Origin of the sequence: Leifsonia sp. 1010, assembly GCF_031455295.1 — a bacterium.
Lineage (GTDB): Bacteria > Actinomycetota > Actinomycetes > Actinomycetales > Microbacteriaceae > Leifsonia.
In genome coordinates this window covers 2,035,155-2,050,326 of the sequence record NZ_JAVDSL010000001.1, presented here as the reverse complement: position 1 = coordinate 2,050,326, position 15,172 = coordinate 2,035,155, and the positions used below count along the sequence as shown (strand labels likewise).

Sequence of the window (15,172 nt, the reverse complement as noted above, 5' to 3'; positions counted from 1 at the left end):
CAGCCCCATGGCGTCTACCATGCTGCCATGGGGCTGTTCGAGCGCGGCCTCGAGGCCGAAGCGCTGCGCAGAGAACTCGCCGGGCTGTACGAGGCCGGCCGGGTCGTCACGCTCACCGGCGACGCCGGATCGGGCAAGACGGCCCTGCTCGCCGCCGTCCTCGGCGGTGACGACGGACCACCCAGTGTCAGTGCCGTACTGGGCGGTGACGGGCCGAGAGTGCTTCGCGGATTATGCGACCCGCTCGGCACGCCACGGCCGCTCGGACCGATCCGCGACATCCTGGCGGACCTCGACGGACTCTCCCGGTCGAACCTCGACGACCCGTCGGCGGTCGAGCGTCGATTCCTCGACCATGTCGGCGAGCAGCCGACCGTCGTCGTGATCGAGGACGCCCAGTGGATCGACGCCGGATCGGTGGAGGTGCTGCGGTTCGTCACCCGAAGGATCGACCGGCTCCCGCTTCTGCTCATCCTGAGCTACCGGGACGGCGAGGCGGATGTCGGCTTCGGTCATCCGCTGCTCCCGCTTCTCGGCGAGATCGCGCGCAGCGACCATTCCGCACACATCGCCGTGCGCCCGCTCTCGGTCGACGGGGTCCGCGCCGTCCTGGCAGACGACGGGCTGGATGCCGTGCGCGTCCACGAGGTCACGGGCGGCAATCCCTTCTTCGTCACCGAGATCGCACGGCACCCGGGCGAGCGGATGCCGCGGACCGTGCGCGACGCCGTCATCGCGAGCACGTTCGGGCTGGCCGCCGAGGACGTGGAGGTCCTCCAGCTCATCGCCGCCGCTCCCGACGCCCTCGACGACCGCCTCCTTCCAAGCCTCGGCATCGATGTTCCGACCCTTCGCCGTGTGGAGTCGAGCGGCCTGCTCGTGCGCACGCGCCGTGGCATCGCCTTTCGGCATGAGCTCGCTCGTCTCGCCATCGTGGACGGAACGCCGGAGGCCGTCGGCCGGCTCCTGCACGAGCGTCTGCTCGACGCCTTCGAAGCCGTCCGGTCGACCGATCATGCGGTGCTGACGCATCATGCCGTCAGCGCAGCAGACCCGGACCGCACCCTCCGTTACGCTCGCCTCGCCGCCGGGGAGGCGACCCGGGCGGGAGCCCATTCCGAAGCGGTCGCCTTCCTCGCGCTCGCCCTAGAGCAGTTGACCGGCGACTCCGTCGAACGTGCGGAGCTGCTCGCCGCGCTGAGCGAGGAGCAGTACATGGTCGGCCGCCTCGCCGATGCACGCGACTCCGCCCGCGCCGCCCTCGACCTCCGCGAACGACTCGCCGACCCTGACGGCGTCGCCGCCGCGCACGAGCGTCGCGCAATCATCGAGTACTACTCAGCGAGACGCCGAGAGGCAGAGGAACAGGCGGACCTCGCCGCGCACGCCGGCGGTGGAGCCGCCGCTGCCGCCTCCGCGCAGGCCACACGCGCTTATCTCGCCTACCGCCGGCAGGACGTCGACACGGCGCGCACGATCGCATCCACCGCCCGTCGGCTCGTGCACGATGCGGATGACGCCGCGGATGCCGCCCGCCGTCGGATCGAGATCACGGAGGCGGCGTCGGATCTGCTCGAAGGCTCGGTGGCGAGCCGCGCCCGCCTTCTCATGCAGGCGGCCGCGGCGTTCCAGGTCTCCCTCGACGAGATCGGGACGACCGCGCACTCCAACCTGTCGGCGATCGACATCGAGCATCGACGCCTCGCCGAAGCGGAGGCGGTACTGGCCGAGTCCATCCCCGTCACGATCACGCGCGACATCCCGATCTGCAACCAGTGGCAGACCGGGATGCGCGCCCGGCTGCATTTCATCCGGGGACGCTGGACCGCGTCGGCGGAGGATGCGGACACCGTTCTCGAGGGACACGGCGCGCCACTCGCTCTCATCTGGCCGCACATCCTGTCCGCGCTCCTCGCCATGCGCCAGGGCGGCGACCGGACGGTGATCGACCGCCACCTGGAACTCGCGTGGGCGTACGCGAACGAGATCGGCGAGGCACCGGTGCTGCTCGCCGTGCTCTCCGCCCACGCCGAGCGTGCCTGGCTCACGGGCGACCCGGAATCCCTGCTCGACGAAGCGCCGGCTTTCATCGCGGCTGCCGATTCTCGACCGGGCAACGCGTGGGCCATCGGCGATCTCCTCGTCTGGCTCGACAGGCTCGGCGTGCGCCGCAACGCAGACCAGGTCGCCGACCCCTATCGGCTGGAGCTCGAGGGCCGCCACAGCGATGCGGCGCAGGCCTGGCTCCGAATCGGAGCCCCCTTCGACGCCGCCCTGGCGGGCGTGCACGACGAGTCCCCCGAGGTGGCGGTTGCCGCTCTTGCGCGCCTCCACCAGTTGCACGTCGACGCGACGGCAGCCCGGGCGCGCGCCATGCTGCTCGAACGCGGAATCCGGTCCATTCCTGCGCCGGCGCGGAAGACGACGCGAAGCAACCCGGCCGGGCTCACGAACCGTCAACTCGACGTGGCACGTCTCATCGCCCAAGGCTTCACGAACGGGGAACTCGCCGAGCGCCTCTACATCTCCCCCAAGACGGCCGACCACCACGTCTCGGCCGTGCTCGGCAAGCTCGGAGTCTCCAGCCGCCGCGAGGTTGTGAGGGCAGCGGGCGAGTTGGGGCTGGTCTGACCGCGCTCCGCGCGGGGACCCGATAGACAGCAGCGAGCAGTGCAAAAGCCGGTGGGCACGTCGGTCGCGAAGCGACCTCGTGCCCGCCGGCTTTTTCACTGCGTGGGCCGTTCACAGAACCCCGCGGTATGAATCATCACGACTTGGGCCCGGTAGCACTTTCCTCCGAAGGATGACCGTTTTTCCTCTGATTTTCACTGGACCCATCGTCTGGGAGAAGGACACCGTCACCTGCCTTCTACAGCTATGCGTCCCAGGACACCGGCGGCATGAGCCCGCACCGCCGCCAGGGGGACCGGTCCTACACCTTCTCGGTTGACTCTTCGCCAATCACCACCAGGGACCCTCTTCTTTAAAGCGAACGACCACTCAGCGGGCGAAACTTCGCTGATCCTGGCTGACCACTCGTTGTTGGAAAGGACGTCCACTCCGTTACAGACGATTCCAGCGCCGTCCGGGCCGGGCACCCAATCAACTCGCGGGCGGGCGCGTTCGAGCGCATGACGGAAATCCACAGCTGACTGAAATCGTGACGATGGGATGGGGCTCATTGCCTTAATGACCGCTTTCCGGAGACTCAAATGGATGTGCGGCGCCCATCCGTTTCGGTCAGGAAACGTGCCATCGATAATCGCTGCCTTCAGCGCTTCACCCTGAAGCAATGAGTTGCGAAACCCTTCGTCTCCATTGAGCAGCCGATACGCCGTGACACCCAATGCGTAGACGTCTCCGAGAGCGGACTCAATACCGTTTCCCGTATTGACGCTTTCTGGAGGTACATGCACGGTGTAGCTCCACGGCGGCATCGCTGTGGCCGCGCCTTGCTTGCTCGAGAGGCCGAAATCACTCACCTTCACTCGGCCGGCCGAGTCCATCATTAGATTTCCAGGCTTTATGTCGCGGTGTAGTAGACCACGCGAATGAAGATGCTCGACGCCTCGGCAAGCATCCTCGATAGCCCGAAGTGCGTTACCTATTCCCAGCATCGCGCCGTGGTTAATGTCCTCAATGCTCCCACGCTCCAGGTATTCCATTCGGATCACCGGAAATGTGACGGTGTGCCCTCCTGCTATCGTCTGGGCAACCTCATCCGCCGAATAGACCTCGACGACATTCTCGTGTTTGGCCGCGATCATCGCTTGCGCCTCCGCATGGATAGCGACGCTGGGAGGTAGGTACTGCGGGTTCAGGTACTTTGCAGCGCAGTATCGCCCTAGAGCTTCGTCGTACTCCAGTCTTACCGTCCCGAAGTGTCCGGCACCGAGGACGCGAATAGGGCGGTAGCTCACAGCGTCTCTGGCAAGAGCGCTAGGGCTACCACCAGTTGGTCCCTGCGCACCTTAGCGGTCTTGCTAATGCAGGCCACTCGAGCCTGAGCAGCTTCCGCGTCGGCCTTTGACCGACCGTAAGCGCCTCTGACCGTCGCGCTCTTGAATCCGCGAGTGGGTATGCCGACTTCGCCAAGGGCGGCCTGCACAACACCGTCCAACTCGGCGCGTGCGAAGTTCGGCACCCCCGATTGTCCCGCCTCCGCTAGGCGGATCGCGGCTCGTTCGACCGGGTGCCGCGCAAGGATCTCTAACACCTCGCGCCGGACCCAGGCTAGTTGTCCGGCCCTGTCGCCGATTGGTGCGCTGGCCTCGGACTGGGCAAGCACAATCGCTTCAGCACGACTACCCCCTTCGACGATCACCCAACCGATGGAGTCCTTAGCATTCTTGATGCCGACGATTCTCAAATCGTCCCCCTCACCCAGCAGTCGACGCCTCCGTAACTTGAATATTACTGGGGCCCGGCGACGCAGGTCGATAACAGGCGCCGGATCTGAGGCGATGATCAGACTGGGCTACCAATAGCGTTCATGCCGTGTCCGCTATCGTTCCCCACCTAGCCCAGCCATAGACTCGTCGCCGGCGGGTGAGGAGAAGCATGTCTAGAGGACGCGAGGCGACCACGGCGGCAGATGCGACGCACAAGCTGCCCGACGACGTTATAGCGATTGCGATCGACACGAATGCCGCTGCTAGTGGCCGGATCAGCTTCCGCCAGATTGAGGATCTTGCCGCGACCATTAGTGCGCAGGAACTGCAAATCGAGGTTTGGGTCCCGGAACCAGTCTTATGGGAGTGGGCCGATCACGCTTACGATTTGGCTGTCCGAACAAGAGATGAGTTTCGTTCGAGGCAGAGGGAGCTGGAAGACGCTGGAATCTCTGGGTTCGATGTGGCGCCGTCGTTCGAACAGAGCGTCGACGACGTTATGGAAACGCTCAGTGATGGACTACAGGACATTTACCTGGATGATGACTCGCCAGCGATTCGGATCCTTGAACTCAGTGAGCATCCCGATGCCGCGGTTCTAGGCTTACGTGACCAGGTGTTGCGTACGGGACCGGGGCGAACCAAGCCGCAGTCTGGTGCCCGAGTGAAGACAGGAGCCGCCGACAGTGCGTCTTTTCGACTCGTCGCGCATGCCGCAGGCGACCAACTGCATCGTGTGGTTCTCGCCTCCGGCGACCAGGACGCTCGTACCCACTTCAGACACGGACCTTCGCCAATCATCCTGCGGGACCTATGGAGCGTTCGAAACGAGCTCATCAAGCTGAGGAAGGGCTCGGATGTGGCGGCCGAGGCTCTCAAAGAAAGCGTTGAGAGTGCACTCACCTACGTTGACCAGGATGGCGGAGCATTGCGCGCCTACGCGTTGTCGGGCGAGAACCTCTTGTTCAATCCTCGTCGTGATCTCACGCATGTGCCCGAGTTTTCGGTGGTTCGCGTGAGTGCTGTCGACAGCGTAGATAACGTGGAGATCTCCCTCAAAGAGCGTTCGGCTACTGCTACAGCCAAGATTCGGCTTGACGTCGCCATCGAGTATGTACGGTGGGATTACCGAAGCGAAACGGTGGATTCAGACCTAGAGGAAGAACAAGATGTTGAGGCGATTGCGTACATTTCGGCCGACGCTCCGGACCTGAGCGATTGGGATTTCACAATTGACCGGATTGAGATCGTCGACGGTCGATATGACCCAGTGAATCGCTACGTCTAGGGTCCACGCCTCCACGGCTACTTGAACTCCGAAGCGCTGGTGTCGCACGCACGACCCTATGTCGGCGATGAATACGTTCGGCTGCGAAGGCTCACTCACTGTCGCCTTGCTGCGCCCAGCAGATCTTGCCCCCGAGCGCCGACGCGAAGCAATCAATCCAGACGGCTGGGGCGCTCCAGTGCCATCGCGATGCACATGCCGGCCCATCCTTCCCGACTCACTCACGTGTCACCGGCACCCTTCGCTATCGTGCTGAGCATGGAACAATGCATGCTCTTCTGGCCGGGGGTGTGCGCGTCATACCAGGACAGCTTTCCGTTTTGGGAGTTGCTCGCCAATCTGTTCGTGACCGGGACGGTGACTGCGGTCACCATTGTGGCCGCGACGCGGAGTGCGCGCAAAGTCACTCTCGCGACGTTGCGCAATTCTGCGAGCTTGCAGAGGCAGGCCCTGAAGGCCCAACTAAGCGAAGCGCTTCGGCTTGAACGCCGGTCGGAAGGGGCGGCGCTAATCAAGGCAATCGATCTAGCAGTCCTCGCGCGGGCCATGAGGGATGACGAGAAGCGCTCCTACGACGAAGCGATAGCTGAAGCGAGGCACACGGTCGGCCTCACCAGAAACAACCGAGGGCGCGAGCTTCTCGAAGTCGTTGCGGACCAGACCCATGAACTCGTGTACAAATCGAACGACACAACTCGCGCGCCCACCGATTTTATCAGAGTTAGCGCCGTTCGACAGGGCCTAAGAGAATTAGTCGGGAAGTGGGTCGACGAGCCTCGAAGCGTAGAGACGGAGATCCAGCGCAGAGCCGATGAGTTGGCAGCCAAGCGAAAGCAACAGGTCGATGACATCATTGAGCGATTGCTGACGACCTCACCGACAAAGCCGGCAGATCATCAGACAGGGCCGGGAAGTCAAGGGCACCGCTGAACGGCAGCATCCACAGTCCGGATGCATTGCCGCGAATCCCGCACGGATGCCGAACGTCCACGTCGCCTCACGGCCAACTGCCGGTCTCTCAGCTCTCGTTGCCGAGCGGGAGCTTCGCGACGGCGGCAACCACGTACTCGCGGAGCGAGCCTTTCCGAGTGAACGAGGTCATCCCGGTACGTGTCCAAATCTCCGCGGGCTGGTCAACAGTACGCCGGACCGCGACCTCCGGCATGCTGTTCTTGCGTCCGTAGAGCAGGACGCAGTACGCAGGAATGGTGGGGTCACCAAGGACTGGCCGGGCCCCGTGACCGGAGACCGTCTCGTATCGGTACTTTCCACCATCCTCGTTGTCGTTACGGATTACCCGAAGCTCCCCAGGTGCGGCCAGCGCGAACCAGCCGCTCACGTCGATGCCCTCTTCGAAGGCGGAGAAGATTCGGTCGCCTTCGTCCCATCCACGGCGCACCTGCACTAGATTCCCATCGGCATCGACAATGGCGAGATCGGTGTGTGGCGCTTGCCAGGTGTCGATACGAGGGAACGGGAGAGTGGCTGTCTCATCGGTCGGACCGGAGTATGTCCCGTCGGCGATGTATTGGATCTCCGCAGCGTTCATGCGACGCGCGTTTGCTCCCCAGTACTCCTGGGCCGACCGCCACAGGTCGGCAATCTCCTCGTCAAACGCAGCCCGAGCCGCCTGGTGAGCTTCGCCTGCCTCAACGCGCTGTCGCACGGCGCCGGCCTCGGCGTCCTCCCAAGCCTTCTTGAACGCGGCAACCTCTTCGCTGAATGTCACCCGGCGAGTCTAGGACGTCCTGGTACCGCGGTTCGGCTCCGCAAATTAGCGTCGCTCCCTCCCCCTCTGAGGCCGCTCCGAGGTTCAAGGGAATGCGCCACAATCCGGCAGTTTGCCGAGTACTAATCGGCCTTCGCTGTCGTAGCGGCGTATCCACGGGAACAGGCCGCGAGCCGGTGCGGGTCGGCGTCCTTCTTCGGCTTGGAGGCCTGGCCGAAAAGCGTCGCTGCTCGCGGCACTGGCAGAAATGTGCTCGACCGGCCTGAGACGGCGACCGGGACGGGACAGGGCTCCCTGTCCCGTCTGCTTACCCGGTCGAAAAAGCAACCGATAGATTCAGGCGAGGGGGTCACACGCTATGGCTGATTTCGGTTATGTGAATGAGGACGCCGGGCAACTCGATGTGCTAGTGGACGAGCCGGCGAGAACGGTCACGTTCTCACTTCGACCACTGAAGTCAGCGTTGGAAAGAGCGAAACTCGAACCAGGTAGCCGCCACACGATTGCGGTGCTCGATTTCAACGCCGCCACGCTCACCATCACGCCCTTGAACACCTTCGCGTCGGAAGGACTTTTTCTCGCGCCGAAGTACGACAAGATACGAACAATTGTCGTGCCTTTCCGTGCCGACAAGTACTCGCTTTCGGAGTTCTCTAGCGACGCAGACCTCGCCAGTGTTTTCGATGAGTTGCCGCGCGGATTGAGTCGCCACTACCAGTTCGGGCTCGGTCTTCCGAAGGACTACAAAATGATCATCTCGACCATCGAGAAGGTCTCCGATGCCAAAACGCTGATCTTCGACGTTGAAACCAAGTTGGACGGTTTCAACTTTCGGATCAGTCCGGACGACTTTGAACGTATCCGGTCAGAGATCGACCGAATCAAGGCGCGAGCTAACTCGGCGAGCCTTCGAGTCCGTGAAGCGTGGGTGCATAACGCGATTGCCGAGTTCACGGGAGATGACCAGGTACCGATCAAACGCGGTCGACACCCGCACGTGCAGCAATTCGTCGACGAAGCAGCTGGAGGAGCTGTTTTGGACGAGTCGGCGATCGACGCGCTGGTCGAAGCGGCGATGTCGGAAAGTGCACGGATCGCCACCGAGCGCCCGGACCGCCTTGGAAAGCTCCGAAGTGACCTCGAGATGCTCACCCTTGACTCGCTCATCCAAAGCTTCTCTGCAGCATTGGATGAAGGGAAATCGGAGCCGTTCTGGCAAAAGTTCTTCGTTGAGAATCCGTTCGCGCTTCACATGGCGCTCGGCTACCCAGTCACAATTGTCCAAGACCAGGCTTCAGTAGGGGGAACCAGGCTGGACGGTGGCGGCACGAAAGTCGCCGACTTTCTGGCGAAGAACCCGCTCACGAACAACGTCGCTCTCGTCGAGATCAAGAAGCCACGAACTGCCATGGTCCAACAGCGACAATATCGAGGAGAGGTACACGGCCCGAGCGCCGAACTCACCTCGTCGATCGTTCAGGTACTTGATCAGCGATATCGACTGCAAACGAAGATCGACTCGATTCGCTCCGACAATAGGGAACTGGCAATCGAAACGTTCGCGGTGAAGGCATTTCTGATCGCCGGCACGACTCCGGAGGGAGAAGCAGAGAAGAAGTCCTTCGAGATGTTTCGGGGAAACTCGATGGTCGTCACCGTCGTCACGTACGACGAGGTGCTGGCCAAGCTCATTCAGCTTCGCGACCTCGTACGAAACGGAGAGAATGGTGACGCCCAGGATGCGCCGGACACGAGCCCTGCCGATGCGGTCAGCGACAAGCAGCGGAACTCGCGCCCAACCTAACGATCCAGCCCCTGATCCATAACGCCTGGCCGGCCGGATCGGACGACTTCACGGGTGCCTAACACCCGAACATACGGCGGCCCTGGGACCGCCTCGACCAGTAGCGCATCCAGCAAGCTAACAGTCCCTGCGGCGTCGGCCGTCACGAGGGTTTTGTCACCATGCTCAGCCTCTCCAACGCGGAACGTTGGTTGGAGGAGCACGTACTTTACGTTTGTCCATTCGTTGACACGCTGAAGGTCAGTCTGCAAGGTGAACGGCAGCATATTGATGCTCAGCGGACGGACACCTGAGCCGATGCCGGCCAACGCATCACGAAAGTTGTCCCATCGGTCGCCATCGTTACGAGTTCGTCGACACCCTCTATGGACTCGCTCGCGCTCGGTCCAGCTTCGGCGCGCAGTTGTGGGATTCGACTTCCCTGAGTCTCGAGAATGACGTCGCTCGACGCTTCTGTGAAGGCATAGCGCTTCGTTCGACCCCGCCGGTCTGCGCCGCGAGGCCCGAGCATTCCCCTTCGGAACGGAAGAACGGGAGAACTTCCACCGTCACGCGCGGAACTCGATCGAATCTCTGAACTCCCAGATCAAGGGTGGCGGCGGCCACAACCTGCACGACTCGACCAGACGACCTGTCCGCGGCTTCGCTGCCGCCTAGGTGATGATGACGATGATCGTGACGGCCTTCAACATCCGCAAGATCCTCAGCTTCATCGACGACGCTATCCATGAAGAAGCGACCGGAGGCCCCAAGGATCCGAGCGAGCTTAAGGTTCGCAAGCGCGACCGCGAGCACCACAACCCTTACACCGGGTCATATCCCCCGAGGTCGTCCGCCCTTCCACCAAGAAAGGACGCCCTAACGTCGGTGATGGGACCGGAGGGCCCCCTCCGCTGGAGTAGCTCCGGCACCCTCGGCAACACCGCTCGAGAGCGCAACCACCCTGCTTGCAGACAGCGCCAGCATGCCCGAAAACACCCGCGTACGCCCTAATCTGCGCAAACGTCCCACTGAGCCGCGGATCAGTGCGATCTATCGGCAACACCAACCAAAAACGACAATCGCCCCGGACAAATGCCCGGGGCGATTTCGTTTTGAGCTCGGTTCCGTAAACAGTTTCGTAAACGGCCCACTGCGTCGGGCTGACAGGATTTGAACCTGCGACCCCTTGACCCCCAGTCAAGTGCGCTACCAAGCTGCGCCACAGCCCGTTGTCGCCGCCGGAACCGAGGCTCCGCGCGGGGCAACTCGACCATCCTACCGTGTCGGAGAGGTGCCCCGCGCACGCCGGGTCAGATGTCCTTCGTCGCCCCAGTCGATCAGCTTCGGCGAGCCCAGGGTGCCGCCGAGGTGACAGATGACGTCCACGCAGTCTGCGCGTCGAGCGGGTCGTCGGGCGAGGCGATGGCCGGAGTCGGTGTCGCTGTAGCGGTGGACGTCATGGTCACCGTCGGTGTCGGCCCCCGCCGGGAGCGTCATCGCCTGTCTTTCGTGCCGGCAGGGATGCGGTGCGCCACCCGAAGGCACACGCATCCCCGCCGGCACTGCGCCGTCGCACCGGCCGGAGACCTGTGCAGACGGGCACCCGGACCGCCCCGCCCCGCAGCGGGTGTCCAGGTAGGAGTCGGCGACGGGACGCGAGTGGGGGGAGTCAGCGTCCCGCCGCCGAGCTGTGTTCAGCGGCCGGAGCCGCCGATGATCTGGTCGACCTCGTCCTGGCTGAGCGGGGTCCAGGGCGACGAGTCGGGGTTTGCGCTGGCGGCCTCGGGGCTGTCGCCCTGGGTCCACCACTTCGCCTCGTAGGGTACCCCGTCGAAGAGGACCCGCTGACCCTTGTCGTAGGCGCTGGTGCCGGCCCAGGTCGGGTACGTTCCGGCGGGCAGGGTCGGCTGCGGGATGGGCGTCTCGCCCGGGAGCACCGGGCCGACGAGCTCCCACGGCGTCTCCCACGCGTTCAGTACGGGGTTGTCGGGAACGTCGCCCTTCGTCCACCACTTCGCTTGGTACACGTTGTGGTGCCAGACGACCTTGGTGCCCTTGAGGTACGAGTTCTTCGATGCCCACACCGGGTAGGGCGAGTGGGCCGGGTCGTCCGCCGTCGCCGTGGAGGTCGGCTCGGCCGTCGTGACGGCGCCCTCACCCAGCGCGATGTGCCCGTCGAAGCCCTTCGCCAGGACGGTCGCGAACGACTTCTTGCCCTGGTCGACGCCGCTGCAGGCGTCCGAGACGACGGTCACATCCACATAGTTCGACCCGCAGGTCTTGTCGCGGTTCGCCGACCACATCGACATCCGTCCCAGGCCGTTCGACACGGCCCAGCTGTTGAAGGAGGCGGCGTCCGCGAGAGAGAACACCTCGCCCTCGATGTCGTTCTGGCCGATCATCGGGGTGGCGCCGAGCTTCGCCCACAGGCTGGGGTCGCTCTGGTGCAGCTTCGCGCGGTCGTAGAGGATGCCGAGCTGGCGCTGCGCGGCGGACACGGCGGACTCCGCGGCCTTCGCCATCGAGGTCTTCGCGTCCTTGGCGTCGCCGAAATCCATGGTCATCACGTTGACGCCGGCGATGTCGACCTTCGCCTTCAGCATGGCGGCGATCGCATCCGTGCCGTCCGAGGTCATGCCCGTGGGCGCCACCGGCAGGGTCAGCCACACGGCGAGGCTCTTGCCCGCGGCACGGCGCTCCTGCTGCAGTGCGGCGATCGCCTCGGCGCGGCGAGCGGCGGCGTCCTTGTCGGTGAGTCCGCCGCCCTCGAGGTCGAGGTCGATCGTGCCGATCTTGTAACGGTCGACGACGGACGCGTACGCGTTCTTCAGCGCCGACGCGTCGACGCAGTTCACAGCCAGCTCATCGTTCCGCTGGCCGCCGAACGACACCGCGACGGTGCCGCCCTGCTGCTGGAGGCGCGCGATGCGGCGGTCCAGATCCAGGGATCCGCGAGCCTGGTCGAGCGAGTAGGCACCGCCCCAGCTGGGCGCGCACGGGTCCGACGGCGACGACACGACGAACGAGAGGACGGCGTCCTTCGTCGTCGTGCCGCCCAGGTTCTCGAACGCGAACCGGGGCGTCGCCGTCACATCCACGTAGGAGGCGAACCACGGCTTCGCGTCGACCGCCGCGCGGGCGCTCCACCACTGCAGGCCGACCGCGCCGACGGACACGACCACGATCGCGACGAGGGCGGCGCCGATCACACGCCACGGCGACAGGCGGCGGCCGCCCGCGGACTCGGGAGCCTGGGCGCGCTCGACGGCGTCCGCCGAGGCCTTCTGGGATGCGCGAGCCATCAGGCGGCCTGCCTCTCGCCCGAGACGGATTCGGCCGGAGCGGATCCGTTCGCGGTGGCCGCCGCCTCGGAGCCCTCCGCGCCGGACGCCTCCGCCGCGTGCGCGGCAGCGCCATCGACGGCGACCTCCGAGCCCGACCGCGACACCTCGGCGTCCTCGGTCCGGGCGTCGACGACCGCGCCGACCCGGGCGAGGTGCGGCACCTCACCGCCCGCGTGACCGTGATAGAGCACCGAACGCCAGTCGATGGATGCGGTCTGCGGTGCGGCCTCTTCGGTCGAACGGCGGCGCGACTTGTCCACGTACAGCGGCTTCGTCATCCCGATCCAGATGTCGACGATGGTGTTCCAGATGCCGATGTAGGCGACGATCGCCCAGATCGCCAGGGTGGCGTTGAACGCGGCGAACGCGGCGTTGCCCCAGTTGTGCGCGTTGACGTCACGCCACAGCGTGAACAGCGAGAAGGCGACGATCGCGAGCGGCGCGATCACGTACAGCAGCGGCGACGCGGTGCGGTTCTTGACCTTCGGCGTGCGGGCGAACGGGATCTTCTTGCCGGTCAGCGACTGCTGGATCGACTTCAGCACCCCGGCCAGGTTCACCGGCAGCAGGATGAGGTTGAAGCCGTAGATCCGGAAGATGTCGGTGGCCTTGTACCCGCTGTAGCGGAGGTCGGCCGCCTGGCTGATGAAGTACGGCAGGGCGGCGAGGAGCACCATCGGGCTGAGCAGCCGGCCGTCGTACGGGTACGCCAGCAGGAAGATCAGGCCGAAGCTGGCCCAACTGATCGACGCCATGTAGTTGACCCGCAGCAGCAGCTCGATGCGCGAGACGGTCTCGCCGCGGCGCTTTCGCTCCTTCACCTGACGCCACAGCTTCGGGAGGATGAGCAGGCCGCCGTTCGCCCAGCGGCGACGCTGCACGATCAGCGAACCGAAGTCCGGCGGGGTCGCGGAGTAGCTGAGGCGCTCCGGGTAGTTGGACAGCGTCCAGCCGTGGGTGCCGAGGTCGATGCTCGACTCGGTGTCCTCGATGACGGTGCGGTCCTGGATGTAGCGGCGCACCTCGAAGCCGCCGACGAACTCGGTCTCGACGATGTCGTCGAGCGCGGCCTTGCGGATCACCGCGTTCGCGCCCACCCAGAACGTCGCGCCGTAGTACGACTTGCCCTGGTGCAGGATGTGCTGGATGTCGGTGGTCGCACCGGCGAGACGCTCGATGCGGGTGCCGGCGCCGCGGAACGACGAGTACGGCGTCTGGGTCACGGCGACGCGGGCGTTGTCGGGCTGCTGCAGGAAGTAGGTGAGCCGGAGGCAGTACTCGCGCAGCAGGATGGAGTCGGCATCCAGGGTCAGCAGGAAGTCGCTGTCCGGGATCTCGATGTCACCGGGGCGGCGCTGGCCGGCGGCGACCGGGGTGAGGATCTGTCCCTCCGGCGTCTCCTCGACGCGGTAGGTGCCGCCCATCAGTCCGATGTAGGCGTTCAGGTTCATCGCCTTGTTCGCCTCGTGGGAGAGGGACGCCCACTTCTTGCGCTCGAAGACGGCGAGGTCGGCGTCGAACGTCCACGAGAGGCGGCGGTACAACTGCGCGACGCGTTTGCTGGTGAGGGAGGCGCCCTCGGCGATCGCGGCCGAGACGGCCTCGCCGGTGAGCGCCAGGTCGTCGCCGAGAGCGCGGAGCACCTGGTCGGCGAAGAAGACGTCGACGTGGTCCTCGACCGTGTGGGCGTCCGCCTGGGCGTACAGCCACTGGGCGGCCCAGCGGTAGTGGTCGGCGAGCTCCCCAGCGGCCTCGTCGGTCGCGTACACGCCGGTGTCGCCGAGCTCGTAGCGCATCAGCGCGTCGGAGAACCGGAACCGCGGCTCGGCCAGGGTTGCGCTGATGTCGTGCGCGAGGTCGCGGGTCGCGTCGAGGCGCTCGCGAACATCCGGGTCGCTCGGGTCGGGGTTGTCGTCGAGGAGCAGCACGACCCGCTTGGACGGGAACTCCTGCAGGGCGGCGGAGAGCAGCGTCATCCGCACCACCTCCGGCTCTTCGGCATACGACGGGACGAGCACGGTGATCGACGGCTGGTTGTCGGCGAAGTGGCGGTCGAGCTCGGCGCGCGGCACGCGGACGTGCTTCTGGAAGCGCTGGAGCGCTCCCTGCCGGGCCACCAGGTACATGAGGGCGGAGAAGGTGAGGAAGGTGACGACGACCGTGTAGCCGATGGCCTCCATCGTGAAACGGAAGTTCTGGCTGCCGCTGTCGATGAACTGGCGGATGATCGTGGTGACCACGTAGATCGCCCAGAAGAGGACGGTCAGCACGATGGCGACGCGGCTCCAGGTGATCTTCCGGTCGGAGGGCTTGGGGTGAACCGTCGGGAGCGGTTCTGTGCGCTTCTCGGAGCCGAGCTGGCGCTTTCGGGCAGGGGTGTATGCGGTTGTAGAACTCATGATCGGGTATGCGTCCTTCAGAAGACGGGAGCCCGGCCCTCGGGTGGGCACGGTCGGGTGGCTCCCAGTTGTCCACACTAGTGAGGACAATCCGGGGTACAAATACCCCTCTTAGGGTCGCCCCCTCTTTGGGGTGGGTTGTCTGTCGTCTTTCTCAGAAGCGGCGGGTGTGTCGCGCTTGCGCCGACTGATCTCCATGCATATGCATCGAACGTCGGGAGCGTGTCGGAGGGGG

Annotated in this window: 8 protein-coding genes and 1 tRNA gene; 4 read left to right on the top strand and 5 right to left on the bottom strand. The window is 64.9% G+C overall.

The window, feature by feature from the left end; all coding sequences use genetic code 11:
* Positions 1-27: 27 nt before the first annotated feature.
* Entirely contained in the window at positions 28-2,631 is a 2,604-nt protein-coding gene (locus J2Y42_RS09860; protein ID WP_309857527.1) for a LuxR C-terminal-related transcriptional regulator, read from the top strand.
* 227 nt (positions 2,632-2,858) lie between these two features.
* On the opposite strand, the gene J2Y42_RS09855 is transcribed toward J2Y42_RS09860, so the two are convergent.
* Positions 2,859-3,920, bottom strand: a complete 1,062-nt coding sequence (locus J2Y42_RS09855) for a serine/threonine-protein kinase (protein ID WP_309857524.1) — start codon at positions 3,918-3,920, stop codon at positions 2,859-2,861.
* 640 nt (positions 3,921-4,560) lie between these two features.
* Between J2Y42_RS09855 and J2Y42_RS09850 the strand changes: the two genes are divergently transcribed.
* Both J2Y42_RS09850 and J2Y42_RS09845 read left to right on the top strand, forming a co-directional pair.
* Positions 4,561-5,679: a hypothetical protein gene (locus tag J2Y42_RS09850; protein WP_309857521.1), complete on the top strand. Its 1,119-nt coding sequence runs from the start codon at positions 4,561-4,563 to the stop codon at positions 5,677-5,679.
* A 270-nt stretch (positions 5,680-5,949) separates the two neighbouring features.
* Positions 5,950-6,609: a hypothetical protein gene (locus tag J2Y42_RS09845; RefSeq protein ID WP_309857518.1), complete on the top strand. Its 660-nt coding sequence runs from the start codon at positions 5,950-5,952 to the stop codon at positions 6,607-6,609.
* Between the two features lie 88 nt (positions 6,610-6,697).
* Here the strand turns inward: J2Y42_RS09845 and J2Y42_RS09840 are convergent, their stop codons facing one another.
* Positions 6,698-7,408 (bottom strand): hypothetical protein, encoded by a 711-nt coding sequence (locus J2Y42_RS09840; protein ID WP_309857515.1) that lies wholly within the window; start codon positions 7,406-7,408, stop codon positions 6,698-6,700.
* A 358-nt stretch (positions 7,409-7,766) separates the two neighbouring features.
* On the opposite strand from J2Y42_RS09840, the gene J2Y42_RS09835 reads away from it, so the two are divergent.
* Positions 7,767-9,212, top strand: coding sequence for a Shedu immune nuclease family protein (locus tag J2Y42_RS09835; RefSeq protein WP_309857512.1), 1,446 nt, complete (start codon positions 7,767-7,769; stop codon positions 9,210-9,212).
* Positions 9,213-10,349: 1,137 nt separating this feature from the next.
* Here J2Y42_RS09835 and J2Y42_RS09830 read toward each other — a convergent pair.
* The 3 genes from J2Y42_RS09830 to J2Y42_RS09820 form a co-directional block, all read right to left on the bottom strand.
* Positions 10,350-10,423 (bottom strand) — tRNA-Pro (locus J2Y42_RS09830).
* Positions 10,424-10,888: 465 nt separating this feature from the next.
* Positions 10,889-12,496, bottom strand: a complete 1,608-nt coding sequence (locus J2Y42_RS09825) for a carbohydrate-binding protein (RefSeq protein ID WP_309857509.1) — start codon at positions 12,494-12,496, stop codon at positions 10,889-10,891.
* Positions 12,496-14,937 (bottom strand): glycosyltransferase family 2 protein, encoded by a 2,442-nt coding sequence (locus J2Y42_RS09820; RefSeq protein WP_309857507.1) that lies wholly within the window; start codon positions 14,935-14,937, stop codon positions 12,496-12,498. The genes J2Y42_RS09825 and J2Y42_RS09820 overlap by 1 nt, the downstream gene beginning before the upstream one ends.
* Between the last annotated feature and the right edge of the window lie 235 nt (positions 14,938-15,172).